Below are 15,464 nucleotides of genomic sequence, written 5' to 3' on the forward strand. Positions count from 1 at the left end.
GCTTCGGGGTGTTTTGTTTTGTTTTGTGCTTGCCTGTCGGCCGCTATCCCAAAAAAATAGGGCCGCAAGTTGCAGGTATAGTGCTTCGACGTGTCCCGACGACGCGTGTGGATCACGGAGGCAAAATGCGGCGGTGGGTTTCACATTACTTAGGCATACCTATTTCAAGAGCGGCGGCCATCGTCGTTACGGCTTGCATCGTAGCCTCGTGCGGCGGTTCGAGTTCGGATGCGGATGCCAGTCGCCTGTCGCCTGCGGCGCGGGCTGCCGCCATCGGCGATGCACTGACCGTGCGCGTGGCGATCGACGTCAATGACGCAGCGGCGACCGGCACCAACTGCGCGGACCTTGGCGCGGACTGGGCCAGTTGCGCGCGCGGCAGACTGATCCTGGAGAACGGCGGGGCGCGCAAGCTGGCAGCTGGCGGCTGGACGCTGTACGTACACAGCATCAGGCGGTTGCTCATGATCGAGCATCCCGCCATCGCGTGGAAGCACATCACCGGCGACCTGTATGCGCTGACGCCCGCGGCAGGCGCGTTCACGCTGGGCAGCGGCGAGCGGCTCGAGGTGCCGTTCGTCGGCGAGTACTGGTACCGGCGCACCAGCGACCTGCTGCCGCGCGCGTATGTCGTGGCGGACGGCGATACCGGATCGGCCGTTCTCCGCAACAACGACACCGACGACGAAACCCGTTACGTCGATCGTCTTCCGGCCGTTGCGGACGACGTGTCCGCCTTCGTCACGACGCCCACTCAAGTATTGCGCGCGCGGGCGGAAGCCGCCTTGCCCGATGCCCGGCAGGTCGCGGCGCGCGCGTTGCCTTCGGTGCTGCGCGAGACGGCCGGTCAGGGCGTCGCGCAGATCGGCGCGGTGGAACTGAACCTGCCGGGGCTGACGGCAGCACAGACCGCGGCTCTGGCCACGCGGGCCGCCACGCTCGGACTCAACGGTCCCGCCGTGCGCGTGAACGGCGCCATCGCCGCCGGCACGCTGCCCGCCGATATCGCGAAGCACGGCGGCTACCGGCTGAGCATTGCGCCGGGCGGCGTCAGCATCGACGCCTTCGACGCCGCCGGGCTCTACTACGGCACGCAGACGCTGTTGTCGCTGACGCCCGCGGGCGGCGGCAGTGTGCCGGCCATGACCATCGAGGATGCGCCTCGCTATGCGCATCGCGGCATGATGGTGGATGTCGCGCGCAACTTTCGCCAGCCGGCCACGCTGCGCCGCCTGATCGACCAGATGAGCGCGTACAAGCTCAACCGGCTGCATCTGCATCTGTCGGACGACGAGGGCTGGCGTATCGAGATTCCAGGCTTGCCCGAACTCACCGAGGTCGGCGCGAAGCGTTGCCATGACCTCAGCGAAACCCGCTGTCTCGTGCCGCAGCTTGCGTCGGGGCCGGACAACCGTTCGGGCGGCGGCTACCTGAGCCGCGCCGAGTACGTGGCGCTGGTGCGCTACGCGGCGGAGCGCTTCGTCGAGATCATTCCGGAAATCGACATGCCGGGTCACGCGCGGGCGGCCGTGGTGTCGATGGAAGCGCGTTACCGGCGCCTGCACGCACAAGGCGACGAAGCGGCGGCCACCGCCTACCGCCTGCTCGATCCCGCCGACACCACGAACGCAACCACGGTCCAGTTCTACGACCGTCGCAGCTTTCTCAATCCGTGCGGGGACGGTGCGCGTCGGTTTGCGTCGAAGGTGATCGGCGAGATCGCGTCGATGCATCGCGAGGCAGGCGCGCCGCTCGCCATCTGGCATTTCGGCGGCGACGAAGCGAAGAACATCCTGCTCGGCGCGGGCTTCCAGCCGCTCGACGGCACGGACCCCGGCAAGGGGCGCGTGAATCTCGCCGCGCAGGACAAGCCGTGGGGGCGCTCGCCGCAATGCGCGGCGCTGATCAGGTCAGGGCAGGCGGCCTCCGTCGACGAACTGCCTTCGATGTTCGCGCAGCAAGTCAGCCAGATCGTGCGGACGAACGGCATTGGCACGATGGCGGCCTGGCAGGACGGCATCCGGCATGCGAACGGGCCGCAGGATTTCGCGACCTCGAACGTGATGGTGACGCTGTGGGACACGCTCTTCTGGGGCGCCGCCGACACCGCACGCACGCTCGATACACAGGGCTACCAGACCGTGCTCGCGCTGCCCGACTATCTGTACTTCGACTTTCCCTATTCGTTCGATCCGAAGGAGCGCGGTTATTACTGGGCTTCGCACGCCACCGACAGCTTCAAGACCTTCTCGCTGGCACCGGACAACCTGCCGCAGAACGCGGAAATCATGCCCGACCGCGACGGCCGTCCGTTCGAGGTGACGAGCGCGGGTTCGGCGCCGCGCATCGAGGGCATGCAGGGTCAGGCCTGGGCCGAAGTGATGCGCACGGACACGCAGTTCGAGTACATGGTGTATCCGCGTCTGCTGGCGCTGGCGGAGCGGGCGTGGCATAGGGCGGCGTGGGAGCGGCCGTTCGCGGCGGGCGAGCGCTATCGCCTGGGCGATACGAACAAGGTCGACAAGGCCGCGCTCGCGAATGACTGGGCCGGTTTCATGAGCGTGGTGGAGAACCGCGAACTGCCGAAGCTGGTGCGGGCGGGAGCAACGGTTCGGCCAGGCCTCGGGCTTGCGAGCGGCGGGTGAGTCAGCGCGTATTTGCGGGAGCCCAGCGGCTTGGAGGCCAAACGGATTGACCGCATGACGCCTGAGCCGCGCCGCCCGCGATCGTCATGACGTTCAGGGACAACACGAACCCGCCGTCCGAAAACGACAAAGCCGCCCAAGGGCGGCTTTGCTTCAAGAACGATCCAGCCGTACCGCGTACCGCTTACTTCACCACGGCCTTCTTGCGCAGACCTTCTTCGAACGCCTGCAGCTTCTCCTGCTGGATCTGCTGGGCGATCTGGGGCTTGACCTGCTCGAGCGGCGGCGGGGCGACGTCGCGGGAATCGTCAAGGCGGATGATGTGCCAGCCGAACTGCGTCTTGACCGGCTCCGGCGTGACCTCGCCCTTCTTGAGCTTTTCGGCGGCGGCGCCGAATTCCGGCACATACGCCGACGGCGCCGACCAGTCGAGATCGCCGCCGTTCTTGCCCGATCCCGGGTCCTTCGAATATTGCTTGGCGAGGTCCTCGAAGCTCGCGCCGCCCTTGATCTTGGCGATCAGGTCTTTCGCCTGGGCTTCGTTGTCGACGAGGATGTGATGCAGATGCAGTTCCGTGCCGCCGCCGTTCTGCTTGACCAGCTGGTCATAGCGGGCCTTGATCTCGGCGTCGGTGGGCGTGTTCTTCTTGACGAAATCTTCGATCATCGCGCGCAGCACCACGGTCTGCTGCGCGACCGCCAGTTGCGCCTTGACGTCGGGACGCGACGCGATGCCTTCGCGCGCGGCTTCCTGCATCAGAATTTCGCGATTGATGAGTTCTTCGCGCACGGCTTGTTGAAGCTGCGGCGAATCCTGCTGACCTTGCGCGACCAGTTGCTTCACGAGCGCATCGGCGCGCGACGTGGGAATCGGCGTGCCGTTCACGACGGCGACGTTCTGCGCGAACGCGGGAGCCGCCGCGAACGCAGCCAGCAACACCCAGACGCGGGGTTTTTTCAGAGTCATCGGAGAGTCCTAACTGAGCAAACAGACGCCTTCACAGGCGAGATTCATAAAGCAGGGAAAGCGGCAAGCAAGGAGCGCGTCTCGGGTCACATGAATTCGTAACGATTCGTGGCCGGGTGCACCTGTTCGCGCACCTATTCGAATTGTTCCGCGAACTCCTGCGGCGTATAAGCCCGGATGGCCAGCGCATGCACGCCACGCCGCATTTCGTCGGCCAGCGCATCATACACCAGCCGATGCCGCCCCACGCGGGCCCGGCCGGCGAAGCATTCCGCGACGATCGTCACGGTGTAGTGGCTGCCCGAAGCCGCGCCGGCGTGGCCTGCATGAGCCGCGCTGTCGTCGTCGATATGCACGGACTGGGGCGTCAGCGCCGCGTTCAGGCGCGCCTCGAGATGGGCGATCTTTTCGGCGGCCGTGGCGTTCATGAAATCGAAGGCATCGCTCATTGACCATCCTCCTTCATGTACTTCGCGAGCCAGAAACTCTGCGCGACGATGAACACGACCAGGCAGCCGGTGGCGCCGAACAGCTTGAAGTTGACCCACTGGTCCGTCGTGAAGTGATACGCGACGAACAGGTTCACGATGCCGAGCAAGCCGAAGAACACCGCCCACGCGACATTCAATTGTCCCCAGACGCGATGCGGCAGCACGATCTGCTTGCCCATCATCGCTTCGATCAGATTCTTTCTGAAACCCAGTTGCGCGACGATCAGCGCGACGGCGAACAGCCAGTACAGCGCGGTGGGCTTCCATTTGATGAAGGTGTCGTTGTGCAGCACGAGCGTCGCGCCGCCGAACACGACCACCACGCCGAGACTGACCCACAGCATCGGATCGACCTTGCGGTGGCGGAACGCGACCCAGGCGATCTGCAGCAAGGTCGCCCCGATCGCCACGGCCGTCGCGGTGTAGATACCCCAGACCTTGAATGCGACGAAAAAGAGAATGATCGGAAACAGATCGAACAGAAATTTCATTGGCGTCCGGACATGAAAGGCGGCGGATGAGGTGCAGCGCATGAACGAACGCCCGCTCGGATTGCAGCGGGCGTCGAACGGGCGTCAAGCGGGCATCAGACAGCTGAAACAGGAGCGCAACCCGGTGTCCCGTGCATGCGCCCAATTACATGGTTTCGCTTACTTGGGTTCGAATTGTAGCGCAGCCGAGTTGATGCAATAGCGCAGGCCGGTCGGCGCCGGGCCGTCTTCGAACACATGGCCGAGATGCGCGCCGCAGTTCTTGCAGACCACCTCGATACGCAGCATGCCGTGCGAGCGGTCGGTCTTTTCCTGCACCACTTCGCCGTTGATCGGCTTGAAATAGCTCGGCCAGCCGCAACCGGCGTCGAATTTCGTGTCGGACTCGAACAGCGGCGTGCCGCAGCACACGCAATCATAGACGCCGCGTTCCGTGTGATCCCAGTATTTGCCGGTGAACGGCCGCTCGGTCGCGGCATGGCGCGTCACCTGGTACTGCATGTCGTCCAGTTCGTTGCGATAGGTCGCATCGTCCTTTTGCAGCGGATAGCTCGCGGGGGTGTCGTCGTGGCTCATCTGTGGTTCCTTTGGTCTGGCCGGGAAGGCCCTGTATATGAGGACGATCCTACGAAGAACAACTCACTTCGAGATCGCTTGCCCAGTCGGGCGGCAGGCCGGCATAGGCCTCGTTCTCGGGCTGCTCGTCGTAGGGGCGGCGCAGCACGTCCAGCAGGCGCGCAACTTCGGAGAAATCCTTCTCAGCTGCCTGGCGGATCGCCTGTTCCGCCAGATGATTGCGCAGCACGTATTTCGGATTCACGCGATTCATCGCGTCGGCGCGCGCGGCGTCGTCGCGGGTTTCGTGCGCGAGACGTTCGCGATACTTCACGGCCCACGCGTCGAACGCGGCCCGGTCGAGGAACAGGTCGCGCACGGCTGAGTCGCCGCTTGCATCGGCCTTGCGCAGCTTCGACAAATTGCGGAACGTGAGCGTGAAGTCCGCCCGGTTCGCATGCATGATTTCGAACAGGCCGTTGGCGAGCGCGTCGTCGCCTTCGCGTTCGACAGCCAGGCCCAGTTTCGCGCGCATCGTCGCGACGAGCGCCGGAGCGAAGCGCGCCTTGAAGCCTTCCAGCACTTTCTGCGCTTCCTCGACGACACGTTCCGCGCGGCCTTCCTCGGGCAGGGTGTCGCCGAACAGCGGCACGAGCGCCTGCGCGAGACAGAACAGGTTCCAGTAGCCGACCTGCGGCTGACGGCCATACGAATAGCGGCCCTGCGTGTCCGAATGATTGCAGATGTGATGCGCGTTGAAGCCGTCCATGAAGCCGAACGGACCGTAGTCGATGGTGAGACCGAGGATCGACATGTTGTCGGTGTTCATCACGCCATGGCAGAAGCCGACGCCTTGCCATTGCGCCATCAGGTCGGCGGTCGTGCGCACCGCCTCGGCCAGCAGCGCGAGATATGGGTCCGGCTGCGCGCGGCAGTGCGGATGGAAGCGGTCGATCACGTGATCGGCGAGCTTGCGGAGATCGTCGGGGCGGTCGTTCGAATAGAAATGCTCGAAGTGCCCGAAGCGCACGAAGCTCGGCGCGACGCGCGTAACGATCGCCGCGGTTTCCATCTCCTCGCGGCGCACCGGCAGGTCGGAGCCGACCACCGCGAAGGCGCGCGTGGTCGGAATGCCGAGGTGATGCATCGCTTCCGAACACAGGAATTCGCGGATCGACGAGCGCAGCACCGCGCGGCCATCGCCCATGCGTGAATACGGCGTGCGTCCGGCGCCCTTCAGCTGCACTTCGAGGCGCGCGCCGCCGTGCTCCACTTCGCCGAGCGTGAGCGCGCGTCCGTCGCCCAACTGGCCCGCCCACACGCCGAACTGATGCCCCGAGTACACGGCGGCGTAGGGCAGGGCATCGGCCGGCCAGTCACGCGTGGGATTGCCCGCGAAGTACGCGGCGAAGGCGTCTTTCTCCGGGCCGGTGGCGATGTCGGGATCGAAGCCGAGCGTCTGCGCCATCTCGCGCGACAGTCCGACAAGATACGGCTCCGGCACGGGCGCGGCAGGCAGACGGGTGAGGAACGCGGTGCCGAGCGCCGCGAAGGAGCCGGGCTTGCCGGCTTCGACGGCATCGGCGACCTGCTGCATCGATTGCGCGTCCGCGGGTGTCTCGTCTCGCGAAACGCTTGGGGAAAACGACATATTGAGCGCCTCTGAGTTAAACGATATTGTAATTCCGCGCCCGCCGGCCTGCAGGGGCCGGCCCGGGCGTGACCAGACCATCGACCAAGGCCATCGACCCTCCGAGGACTTCGCCCATGATGTCGCCGCTCCACGGCCAGATGATGGAAGTACCGTTGCTCGCGTCGTCCCTGCTGTCCCATGCCTCGCGCCACTTCGGCGATACCGAGATCGTTTCGCGCCGTATCGAGGGCGATATCCACCGCACCACCTGGCGCGACTGCGAACGGCGCGCGAAGCAACTCGCGCAGGCGCTGACCGCGTTGGGCGTCGCGCAGGGCGAACGCGTCGGCACGCTCGCATGGAACGGCTACCGGCACCTGGAGTGCTACTACGGCGTGTCGGGCATGGGCGCCGTGTGCCACACGATCAATCCGCGCCTGTTCCCGGATCAGGTCGCCTTCATCATCGATCACGCCGACGACGCCTATGTCTGCTTCGACATGACCTTCGCGCCGCTGGTCGAGATCATCGCGCCGCAGTGTCCGAAGGTGAAAGGCTGGATTGCGCTCGGCGATGCATCGTGCATCGAGACGCATCTGTCGGACCTGAGCGTGCCCGTGATGAGCTACGAGACGCTCATCGGCGCGCATGACGGCGACTACGACTGGCCGATGCTTGACGAACGCCAGGCTTCGTTCCTGTGCTACACGTCGGGCACGACCGGCAATCCGAAGGGCGCGCTGTATTCACATCGCTCGACCGTGCTGCACGCGTACGGCGCGGCGCTGCCCGACGCGATGGGCGCATCCGCGAGCGACTCCATTCTTCCCGTCGTGCCGATGTTCCATGTGAACGCCTGGGGCATCCCGCACGCGGCGCCGCTGGTCGGCGCGAAGCTCGTGCTGCCGGGCAAGGATCTCGACGGCCAGTCGCTGTATGAATTGATGGAAGCGGAAGGCGTCACCTATTCAGCCGGCGTGCCCACTGTCTGGATGGGCCTGCTCGCCTATCTGAAGCAGCACGGCCTGCGTTTCTCGACGCTTACGCGTACGGTGATCGGCGGCTCCGCGTGCCCGCCGGCGATGCTGCGCATCTTCGAGGAAGAGTACGGCGTGCAGGTGATCCATGCGTGGGGCATGACGGAGATGTCGCCGCTCGGCACGCTGTCGCGTCTGAGCTACCGCCAGAAGCAGCGGCCGCCCGAGGAGCAGCGCCATTTGCTGGAAAAACAGGGCCGCGCGCTGTTCGGCGTGGACATGAAGGTGGTGGGCGACGACGGCCGCGAACTGCCGTGGGACGGCAAGTCCTTCGGCGACCTGTACGTGCGCGGGCCGTGGGTCATCGACCGCTATTTCCGGCGTGACGACTCTCCGCTCGTCGACGGCTGGTTCCCGACCGGCGATGTCGCGACCATCGACCCGGACGGCTTCATGCAGATCACGGACCGCAGCAAGGACGTGATCAAGTCGGGCGGCGAGTGGATCAGCTCGATCGACCTGGAGAACATCGCGGTATCGCATCCGCAGGTGGCCGAGGCGGCGTGCATTGCGTGCGCGCATCCGAAGTGGACCGAGCGGCCGCTGATCGTGGCCGTGCTGAAGCCGGGCGCGACCGTCACGCGCGAGGAACTGCTCGCCCATTTCGACGGCAAGGTGGCGAAGTGGTGGATCCCCGACGACGTGATCTTCGCCGAAGAGCTGCCGCATACCGCGACCGGCAAGCTGCAGAAGGTCCGGCTGCGCGATCAGTATCGCGATCACGTGCTGCCCACTGCGGCCGAAAATCCGATTTGACACGTGGTCTTCCTTGTCTTTGAAGCCCCGGATGCAGGCAGGCGTCCGGGGCTTTGTCGTCTTCGGCGTGCTTGAGCGTTAAGATCGCACTGTGTGACGATCGTGCTTTTCCGCCTGGCGCGGCACGCTCATTCCTTTATCGCGATCCATCGGGAGACAGCTTCATGGCAGTGGATTATTCGATCCGCGACGGCGTCGCCGTCATCATGCTCGACAATCCGCCGGTGAACGGGCTCGGGCACGCGACGCGGCTCGGCATCGTCGAGGGCATCGGGCGCGCGAACAGCGACGCCACCGTGCGCGCCATCGTGCTGATCGGCGCGGGCAAGGCCTTCTCGGGCGGCGCCGACATCACCGAATTCAATACCCCGAAGGCCACGCAGGAACCGACGCTCCTGACCGTCATCAAGGCCGTCGAGGGCAGCGCCAAGCCGGTCGTCGCGGCGATTCATGCCGTGGCGATGGGCGGCGGCCTGGAACTCGCGCTCGGCGCGCATTACCGCGTCGCCGCGCCGGACGCGCAGATCGCGCTGCCGGAAGTGAAGCTCGGCCTGCTGCCGGGTGCGGGCGGCACGCAGCGGCTGCCACGCGCGGTCGGCCTGGAGACGGCGCTCAACATGATCGTGTCCGGCACGCCGGTGCCGTCCGAACAGCTCGCGCAAAGCGGGCTCTTCGACGCCTTGATACAAGGCGATCTGCTCGACGCCGCGCTGAGCTTCGCGCGCGGAGCCGCGGACCGTGGCGGGCCATATCCAAAGGTGCGCGAGCGCCGCATCGAGCATGCGAACGCCGAGGGCTTCATCCAGTTCGCGCGCAACAGCGTGGCGGCGGTGGCACGCCATTTCCCGGCGCCGCACAAGTGCATCGATGCAATCGAAAAGGGCGTCAAGGAAGGCTTCGAACGCGGTCTTGCGTTCGAGCGCGAATGCTTCCTTGCGCTGGTGCAGACGCCCGAGAGCCGCGCGCTGCGGCATGCGTTCTTCGGCGAACGCGCGGCCGGCAAGATCGCCGACGTGCCGTCGAACACGCCGGTCAGGAAGATCGAACAGATCGGCATCGTGGGCGCGGGCACGATGGGCGGTGGCATCGCGATGAACTTCCTCAACGCGAAGCTGCCCGTCACGCTGCTGGAAACGAAGCAGGACGCGCTGGATCGCGGTCTCGCGACGATTCGCCGCAATTACGAGGCGCAGGTCAAGAAGGGCAAGCTCACGCAGCAACAGGTGGAGGACCGCATCGCGCTGATTCGTCCGACGCTCTCGTTCACCGATCTCGCCCAGGCCGATCTGATCATCGAAGCGGTGTTCGAAGAACTGGACGTGAAACAGCAGGTATTCCGCCAACTGGACGAAGTGGCGAAGCCGGGCGCGATTCTCGCGTCGAACACGTCGACGCTCGATCTGAACCGCATCGCGTCGTTCACGAAGCGTCCCGGCGATGTGATCGGCATGCACTTCTTCAGTCCCGCCAACGTGATGAAGCTGCTCGAAGTGGTGCGCGGCAAGGAGACGTCGAAAGACGTGCTCGCCAGCGTCATGCAGCTTGCGAAGAAGATCAAAAAGACCGCGGTGGTTTCGGGCGTGTGCGACGGCTTCATCGGCAACCGCATGATCGAGCAGTACATCCGCCAGGCGCTCTTCATGCTGGAGGAAGGCGCGCTGCCCGCGCAGGTGGATCGCGCGATCGAACAGTTCGGCTTCGCGATGGGCCCGTTCCGCATGAGCGATCTGGCCGGCAACGATATCGGCTGGGCTATTCGCAAGCGGCGCTATCGCGAGCAGCCGGAGTTGCGTTATGCGCGCGTGGCCGACCGTTTGTGCGAGATGGGCCGCTTCGGACAGAAGACCGGCGCGGGCTGGTATGACTACGCGCCGGGCAAGCGCGATGCCATTCCGTCTCAGGCCGTCGACGAAATGATCGTGGGGTTCTCAGCCGAACAAGGTGTGGCGCGGCGCGAGATCGGCGATGAGGAAATCGTCGAGCGCCTGGTGCTGTCGCTCGTGAACGAAGGCGCGAAGATTCTCGAGGAAGGCATCGCGGCAAAGGCCTCCGACATCGACATGGTGTATCTCACCGGCTATGGCTTCCCGCTGTGGCGCGGCGGCCCGATGCTGTATGCGGATACCATCGGCCTTTTTAACGTCGATCGCGCGTTGCGCAAGTACGCCGCCCAACCCAACGGCGACGCGTGGCAGCCCGCCGCGCGCATCGCCGGACTCGCCGCCGCCAACGGCCGCTTCAACGCCTGAGCTTTCCTGAACATGATGAAACCCGTGGAAGACGTACTGATCGTCGTGGACGTGCAACCTGATTTCATGCCGGGCGGGGCGCTGGCCGTCACGCGCGGCAACGAGGTCGTGCCGGTCATCAACCGTATCGCGGCCGGCTTTTCGCATGTCGTGCTGACCCAGGACTGGCATCCGCGCTCGCATGTGTCGTTCGCGGCGAATCACGCGGGACGCCAGCCCTTCGAGACCATGACGCTGCCCTACGGCGAGCAGGTGCTGTGGCCGGTGCACTGCGTGCAGGATACCGAGGGCGCGGCGCTGCATCGCGACCTGCACGTGCCGCATGCGCGGATGGTGGTGCGCAAGGGGCATCACGAGCACGTCGACAGCTATTCGGCGTTCCTCGAAGCGGACCGCACGACGCCGACCGGCCTGACAGGCTATCTGCGCGACACCGGCGTCCGGCGCGTGTGGCTGGCCGGGCTCGCGACCGACTATTGCGTTGCGTGGTCGGCGCTCGATGCGCGCGCGGCCGGCTTTGAAACGAGCGTGATCGAGGACGCATGCCGCGCGATCGACCTGGACGGGTCGCTGGCGCGCGCGTGGCAGGACATGCTCGGCGCCGGCGTGCGGCGCGTGAGTTCGAACGACATCGAAACGAGAGAGACGACATGACCGACGCCGTGATCGTAGCCACCGCGCGCACCGCGCTCGCCAAATCGTGGCGCGGCGCACTCAACATGACCCATGGCGCGACGCTCGGCGGCCACGTCGTACGGGCGGCGGTCGAACGCGCGGGCATCGACCCGGTGCGCATCGAGGACGTCGTCATGGGCTGCGCGTTTCCCGAAGGCGCCACCGGCATGAACGTCGCGCGGCAGATCGCGTTGCGCGCCGGCTTGCCGGCCGCGGTGCCGGGCATGACGGTGAACCGCTTCTGCTCGTCGGGTTTGCAGAGCATCGCGCTCGCCGCGCAGCGCGTGATGACGGGCGAGGGCGAAGTGTTCGTCGCGGGCGGCGTCGAATCGATTTCCTGCGTGCAGAACGAGATGAACCGCCACATGCTGAAGGAAGCCTGGCTCGACGCGCACAAGCCCGCGATCTACTGGCCGATGCTCCAGACCGCCGAGAACGTCGCGCGGCGCTATGACATCTCGCGGGAGCGCCAGGACGAATACGGTGCACGTTCGCAGCAGCGCGCGGCCGCCGCGCAGGCAGCGGGCCGCTTCGATGCCGAGATCGTGCCGATCACCGTGCTCGCCGGCATCGCGGACAAGGCCAGCGGCCGGCATGTCACGCGCGAAGTCACGCTCGCGGCCGACGAAGGCATTCGCGCGGACACGACGCTCGAAGGCGTCGCGAAGATCCGCACGGCGCTGCCGGGCGGCGTCATCACGGCCGGCAACGCGAGTCAGTTTTCGGATGGCGCGTCGGCGTGCGTCGTCATGAGCGCGACGCTTGCCGAGCGTGAAGGACTGCAACCGCTCGGCATTTTTCGCGGCTTCGCGGTCGCGGGCTGCGAGCCTGACGAGATGGGCATCGGGCCGGTGTTCGCGGTGCCGAAGCTGCTGCAACGCGCGGGGCTCACCGTCGATGACATCGGCTTGTGGGAACTGAACGAAGCCTTCGCCGTGCAGGTGCTCTATTGCCGCGACCGGCTGGGCATTCCCGACGAGCGTCTCAACGTGAACGGCGGCGCGATCGCGGTCGGGCATCCGTATGGCGTGTCGGGCGCACGCCTGACCGGGCATGCGCTGCTCGAAGGCAAGCGGCGCGGGGCGCGCTTCGTCGTGGTGACCATGTGCGTCGGCGGCGGGCAGGGCGCGGCGGGACTGTTCGAGATCGTGTGACCAAAGCGCGTACGTCGCGTCACCTCACTGCACGGCGATTTTTGCTACGCTTCAGGTCTCGACCGACATCATGAATCAGGAGCCGCCGTGCTGCGTCACATCGTCATGTGGAAGCTGAAGGAAACCGCCGAGGGCGCCAGCCGCGCAGAGAATGCGCAGAAGCTGAAGGCCCGGCTCGAAACCTGCCGCAGCATCGTGAAAGGGCAGGGACACTTCGAGGTCGGCACCGCTCAGCCGGGCTTCGACTGCACCTATGACGTCGTGCTGGTGTCCGACTTCGACGACCGCGCCGCGCTCGAAGCCTATCAGGTCCATCCGAAGCATCAGGCCGTGAAGGACTTCGTCGCGGCGGTCCGTGAAGACCGTCAATGCGTCGACTACGAGGTATGAGCGCGATGTCCAGCACCGATCCGGCGAACGCCGGCGTGTCCATCGAAAGCCCGTTCATCGATTCGCTCGGCGTCGATCTCGTCCGCGCGCAGGACGGCGAAAGCGAAGTGTGCCTGCCGCTGCGCGACACGCATCTGAATACCTGGGGCATCGCCCATGGCGGCGTCACGATGACCCTGCTCGACGCCGCGCTCGCGCTCGCCGCGCGCAGCGTCGCGGGGGACGGCATGGGCGTCGTCACCGTCGAAATGAAGGTGAACTTCATGCAGCCCGGCCGCGGCGAGTTGCGCGGTTACGGCCGCGTGCTGCACCGCTCGACCACGATGGCTTATTGCGAAGGCGAAGTGCGCGACAGCGAAGGACACTTCGTGGCCAAGGCGCTCGGCACCTTCAAGTACATGAAGCGGCTCGCGGTCGGACGCGACATCGCACGCCAGAAAATGCGTACCGATCCCAAGGCGCTGCCCGGCCCGAGCGACGCATAACACCGGCATCATCCCTTTGAAGACAGGAGAACCCGCCATGGCAGACGCACCGCTGAACCGTCAGATCCTGCTCGTCTCACGTCCCGATGGCGAAGCCTCGGCGAGCAACTTCAAGCTCGTCGAAACGCCGCTCGCGCCGCTCGCCGAGGGCGAGGTGCGGGTCCGCAACCACTATCTGTCGCTCGATCCGTACATGCGCGGCCGCATGGACGACGCCAAGTCCTACGCGCCGCCGCAGCCGCTGAACGAAGTGATGATCGGCGGCACGGTGGGCGTCGTCAGCGAGTCGCGCAATCCGAAGTTCGCGGTCGGCGACAACGTCGTGGGCATGCTCGGCTGGCAGGAGTACGGCACCTCGGACGGCACGATGCTGAACCAGGTCGATGCCTCGCGCGTGCCGCTCTCCGCCTATCTCGGCGCGCTCGGCATGCCGGGCGTCACCGCGTGGTACGGCCTGAACGGCATCATCAAGCCGAAGGCGGGCGAGACCGTGGTGGTGTCAGCGGCGAGCGGCGCGGTGGGCAGCGTCGTCGGGCAACTGGCGAAGGCGGCCGGCTGCCGCGCAGTGGGCATCGCGGGCGGCGCGGAGAAATGCCGCTATGTGGTGGAGACGCTCGGCTTCGATGCCTGCGTCGACTACAAGGCGGGCAACCTGCGCGCCGACCTGAAGGCGGCCGTGCCAGATGGCATCGACGGCTACTTCGAGAACGTCGGCGGCGAGATCCTCAACGCAGTGCTGGCGCGCATGAACGCGTTCGGACGCATTGCCGTGTGCGGCATGATCTCCGGCTATGACGGCAAACCCCTGCCGCTGGACGCGCCCCGGCTCATCCTGACGCAGCGGCTCTTGCTGCAAGGCTTCATCGTCTACGAACATCTGGATATCTGGCCGCAGGCGCTCAAGGATCTCGGCGAACGCGTCGCGACGAAGAAGCTGCTGTTCCGCGAGAGCATCGCGGACGGTCTCGAGCAAGCGCCCGAGGCGCTGCTCGGCATGCTGCGCGGAAAGAACTTCGGCAAGCAGCTCGTGAAGCTGATCTGATCGAACCCGGAAACCTCACGTGGACAGTTTCGCAGGCAAGGTTGCCGTCATCACCGGCGCGGGCAGCGGCTTCGGCCGGGCGTTCGCGCAGCAAGGCGCGGCGCTCGGCATGAAGCTCGTGCTCGCCGATCTCGACACTGCCGGCCTCGCCGCCACGGTGGATGCCATCCGCGCGCAGGGCGGCGAAGCGCTCGGCGTGACGGCGGATGTCTCGGACCCGGCGCAGGTCGAGGCGCTGGCGCAGGCCGCGCTCGATGCCTTCGGCGGCGTGCATCTGTTGTTCAACAACGCGGGCGTCGGCGCGGGCGGCTTCGTGTGGGAAAACAGCGCCAACGACTGGCAATGGGTCTTCGGCGTCAACGTGATGGGTGTCGCGAACGGTCTGCGTGCGTTCGTGCCCATCATGCTGCGGCAGAACGAGCCGGCGCACATCGTCAATACGGCGTCGGTGGCGGGCCTGCTCGCCGCGCCCGCGATGGGCGTCTACAACGCGTCGAAACACGCGGTCGTCGCGCTGACCGAGACCCTGCAGCATGATTTGCGGCTGGCGGGTGCGGACCTGATCGGCGTGTCGCTGCTGTGTCCCGCGTTCGTGCCGACGGGGATCGCCGATGCCGAACGCGCGCGGCCCGAAGCGCTCGCCAACGCGGCTCCGTACACCGCGTCGCAGAAACTCGCCGCGCGGCAACTCACGAAAGCGGTGGAAGGCGGCAAGCTCACGGCGGACGACATCGCCGCACTGACCTTCGATGCCGTGCGCGCGCGCCGCTTTTACGTCATCACGCATCCGGCCATCATGGCGTCGGTGCAACTGCGGCTCGACGACATCGCGCAACTGCGCAATCCGACCGATCCGATGTCGCTCAGGCGGCCGCGTTAGCCGCGTATTTTCAA

Annotated in this window: 14 protein-coding genes; 9 read left to right on the top strand and 5 right to left on the bottom strand. The window is 66.0% G+C overall.

From position 1 onward, the window contains the following. The first annotated feature begins 125 nt into the window (after positions 1-125). Positions 126-2,645, top strand: a complete 2,520-nt coding sequence (locus tag QCE69_RS06660; protein ID WP_309929993.1) for a family 20 glycosylhydrolase — start codon at positions 126-128, stop codon at positions 2,643-2,645. 184 nt (positions 2,646-2,829) lie between these two features. Here QCE69_RS06660 and QCE69_RS06665 read toward each other — a convergent pair whose 3' ends face one another. The 5 genes from QCE69_RS06665 to QCE69_RS06685 all read right to left on the bottom strand — a co-directional run bounded on the left by QCE69_RS06665 (position 2,830) and on the right by QCE69_RS06685 (position 6,746). Continuing rightward, positions 2,830-3,612 (bottom strand): peptidylprolyl isomerase, encoded by a 783-nt coding sequence (locus QCE69_RS06665; RefSeq protein ID WP_309916016.1) that lies wholly within the window; start codon positions 3,610-3,612, stop codon positions 2,830-2,832. A 134-nt stretch (positions 3,613-3,746) separates the two neighbouring features. Beyond that, a complete protein-coding gene (locus tag QCE69_RS06670) occupies positions 3,747-4,061 on the bottom strand; it encodes a BolA family protein (protein WP_309916019.1) in 315 nt (104 codons plus the stop codon). Beyond that, on the bottom strand, positions 4,058-4,594 hold the full coding sequence (locus QCE69_RS06675) for a septation protein A (protein ID WP_309916021.1): 537 nt from the start codon (positions 4,592-4,594) through the stop codon (positions 4,058-4,060). The genes QCE69_RS06670 and QCE69_RS06675 overlap by 4 nt, the downstream gene beginning before the upstream one ends. A 159-nt stretch (positions 4,595-4,753) precedes the next feature. After that, positions 4,754-5,170, bottom strand: coding sequence for a peptide-methionine (R)-S-oxide reductase MsrB (gene msrB, locus QCE69_RS06680; protein WP_309916024.1), 417 nt, complete (start codon positions 5,168-5,170; stop codon positions 4,754-4,756). A 49-nt stretch (positions 5,171-5,219) separates the two neighbouring features. Continuing rightward, complete coding sequence (locus QCE69_RS06685) at positions 5,220-6,746, bottom strand: protein adenylyltransferase SelO (protein WP_404987353.1); 1,527 nt, start codon at positions 6,744-6,746, stop codon at positions 5,220-5,222. Between the two features lie 170 nt (positions 6,747-6,916). On the opposite strand from QCE69_RS06685, the gene QCE69_RS06690 reads away from it, so the two are divergent. The 8 genes from QCE69_RS06690 to QCE69_RS06725 all read left to right on the top strand — a co-directional run bounded on the left by QCE69_RS06690 (position 6,917) and on the right by QCE69_RS06725 (position 15,450). Then, positions 6,917-8,575: a 3-(methylthio)propionyl-CoA ligase gene (locus QCE69_RS06690; RefSeq protein ID WP_309929996.1), complete on the top strand. Its 1,659-nt coding sequence runs from the start codon at positions 6,917-6,919 to the stop codon at positions 8,573-8,575. A gap of 164 nt (positions 8,576-8,739) precedes the next feature. Beyond that, positions 8,740-10,824, top strand: coding sequence for a 3-hydroxyacyl-CoA dehydrogenase NAD-binding domain-containing protein (locus tag QCE69_RS06695; protein ID WP_309929998.1), 2,085 nt, complete (start codon positions 8,740-8,742; stop codon positions 10,822-10,824). A gap of 15 nt (positions 10,825-10,839) precedes the next feature. Next, positions 10,840-11,478, top strand: coding sequence for a bifunctional nicotinamidase/pyrazinamidase (gene pncA, locus QCE69_RS06700; RefSeq protein ID WP_309931581.1), 639 nt, complete (start codon positions 10,840-10,842; stop codon positions 11,476-11,478). Then, the gene (locus tag QCE69_RS06705) at positions 11,475-12,653 is read left to right on the top strand and encodes an acetyl-CoA C-acyltransferase (RefSeq protein ID WP_309930000.1); all 1,179 of its coding nucleotides are present in this window, start codon (positions 11,475-11,477) and stop codon (positions 12,651-12,653) included. The genes pncA and QCE69_RS06705 overlap by 4 nt, the downstream gene beginning before the upstream one ends. A gap of 87 nt (positions 12,654-12,740) precedes the next feature. Continuing rightward, positions 12,741-13,043 (top strand): Dabb family protein, encoded by a 303-nt coding sequence (locus QCE69_RS06710; protein WP_309930002.1) that lies wholly within the window; start codon positions 12,741-12,743, stop codon positions 13,041-13,043. Continuing rightward, positions 13,040-13,528, top strand: coding sequence for a PaaI family thioesterase (locus QCE69_RS06715; RefSeq protein ID WP_309916039.1), 489 nt, complete (start codon positions 13,040-13,042; stop codon positions 13,526-13,528). Before QCE69_RS06710 ends, QCE69_RS06715 begins: the two co-directional genes overlap by 4 nt. A gap of 37 nt (positions 13,529-13,565) precedes the next feature. After that, on the top strand, positions 13,566-14,570 hold the full coding sequence (locus QCE69_RS06720) for an NADP-dependent oxidoreductase (RefSeq protein ID WP_309930005.1): 1,005 nt from the start codon (positions 13,566-13,568) through the stop codon (positions 14,568-14,570). A gap of 19 nt (positions 14,571-14,589) precedes the next feature. Next, positions 14,590-15,450 carry an SDR family oxidoreductase gene (locus tag QCE69_RS06725; protein WP_309916044.1) on the top strand — a complete coding sequence of 287 codons (861 nt, stop codon included), beginning with the start codon at positions 14,590-14,592 and terminating at the stop codon, positions 15,448-15,450. The last annotated feature ends 14 nt before the right edge of the window (positions 15,451-15,464 follow it).

The sequence above is a fragment of the Caballeronia sp. LZ032 genome, assembly GCF_031451315.1.
Classification (GTDB): Bacteria; Pseudomonadota; Gammaproteobacteria; order Burkholderiales; family Burkholderiaceae; genus Caballeronia.

Bases quoted from the DNA above. Each gene is read 5' to 3' on its own strand.
- QCE69_RS06660 (WP_309929993.1), top strand. From the start codon at position 126: ATGCGGCGGTGGGTTTCACATTACTTAGGCATACCTATTTCAAGAGCG.
- QCE69_RS06665 (WP_309916016.1), bottom strand. From the start codon at position 3,612: ATGACTCTGAAAAAACCCCGCGTCTGGGTGTTGCTGGCTGCGTTCGCG.
- QCE69_RS06670 (WP_309916019.1), bottom strand. From the start codon at position 4,061: ATGAGCGATGCCTTCGATTTCATGAACGCCACGGCCGCCGAAAAGATC.
- QCE69_RS06675 (WP_309916021.1), bottom strand. From the start codon at position 4,594: ATGAAATTTCTGTTCGATCTGTTTCCGATCATTCTCTTTTTCGTCGCA.
- msrB (WP_309916024.1), bottom strand. From the start codon at position 5,170: ATGAGCCACGACGACACCCCCGCGAGCTATCCGCTGCAAAAGGACGAT.
- QCE69_RS06685 (WP_404987353.1), bottom strand. From the start codon at position 6,746: ATGCAGCAGGTCGCCGATGCCGTCGAAGCCGGCAAGCCCGGCTCCTTC.
- QCE69_RS06690 (WP_309929996.1), top strand. From the start codon at position 6,917: ATGATGTCGCCGCTCCACGGCCAGATGATGGAAGTACCGTTGCTCGCG.
- QCE69_RS06695 (WP_309929998.1), top strand. From the start codon at position 8,740: ATGGCAGTGGATTATTCGATCCGCGACGGCGTCGCCGTCATCATGCTC.
- pncA (WP_309931581.1), top strand. From the start codon at position 10,840: ATGAAACCCGTGGAAGACGTACTGATCGTCGTGGACGTGCAACCTGAT.
- QCE69_RS06705 (WP_309930000.1), top strand. From the start codon at position 11,475: ATGACCGACGCCGTGATCGTAGCCACCGCGCGCACCGCGCTCGCCAAA.
- QCE69_RS06715 (WP_309916039.1), top strand. From the start codon at position 13,040: ATGAGCGCGATGTCCAGCACCGATCCGGCGAACGCCGGCGTGTCCATC.
- QCE69_RS06720 (WP_309930005.1), top strand. From the start codon at position 13,566: ATGGCAGACGCACCGCTGAACCGTCAGATCCTGCTCGTCTCACGTCCC.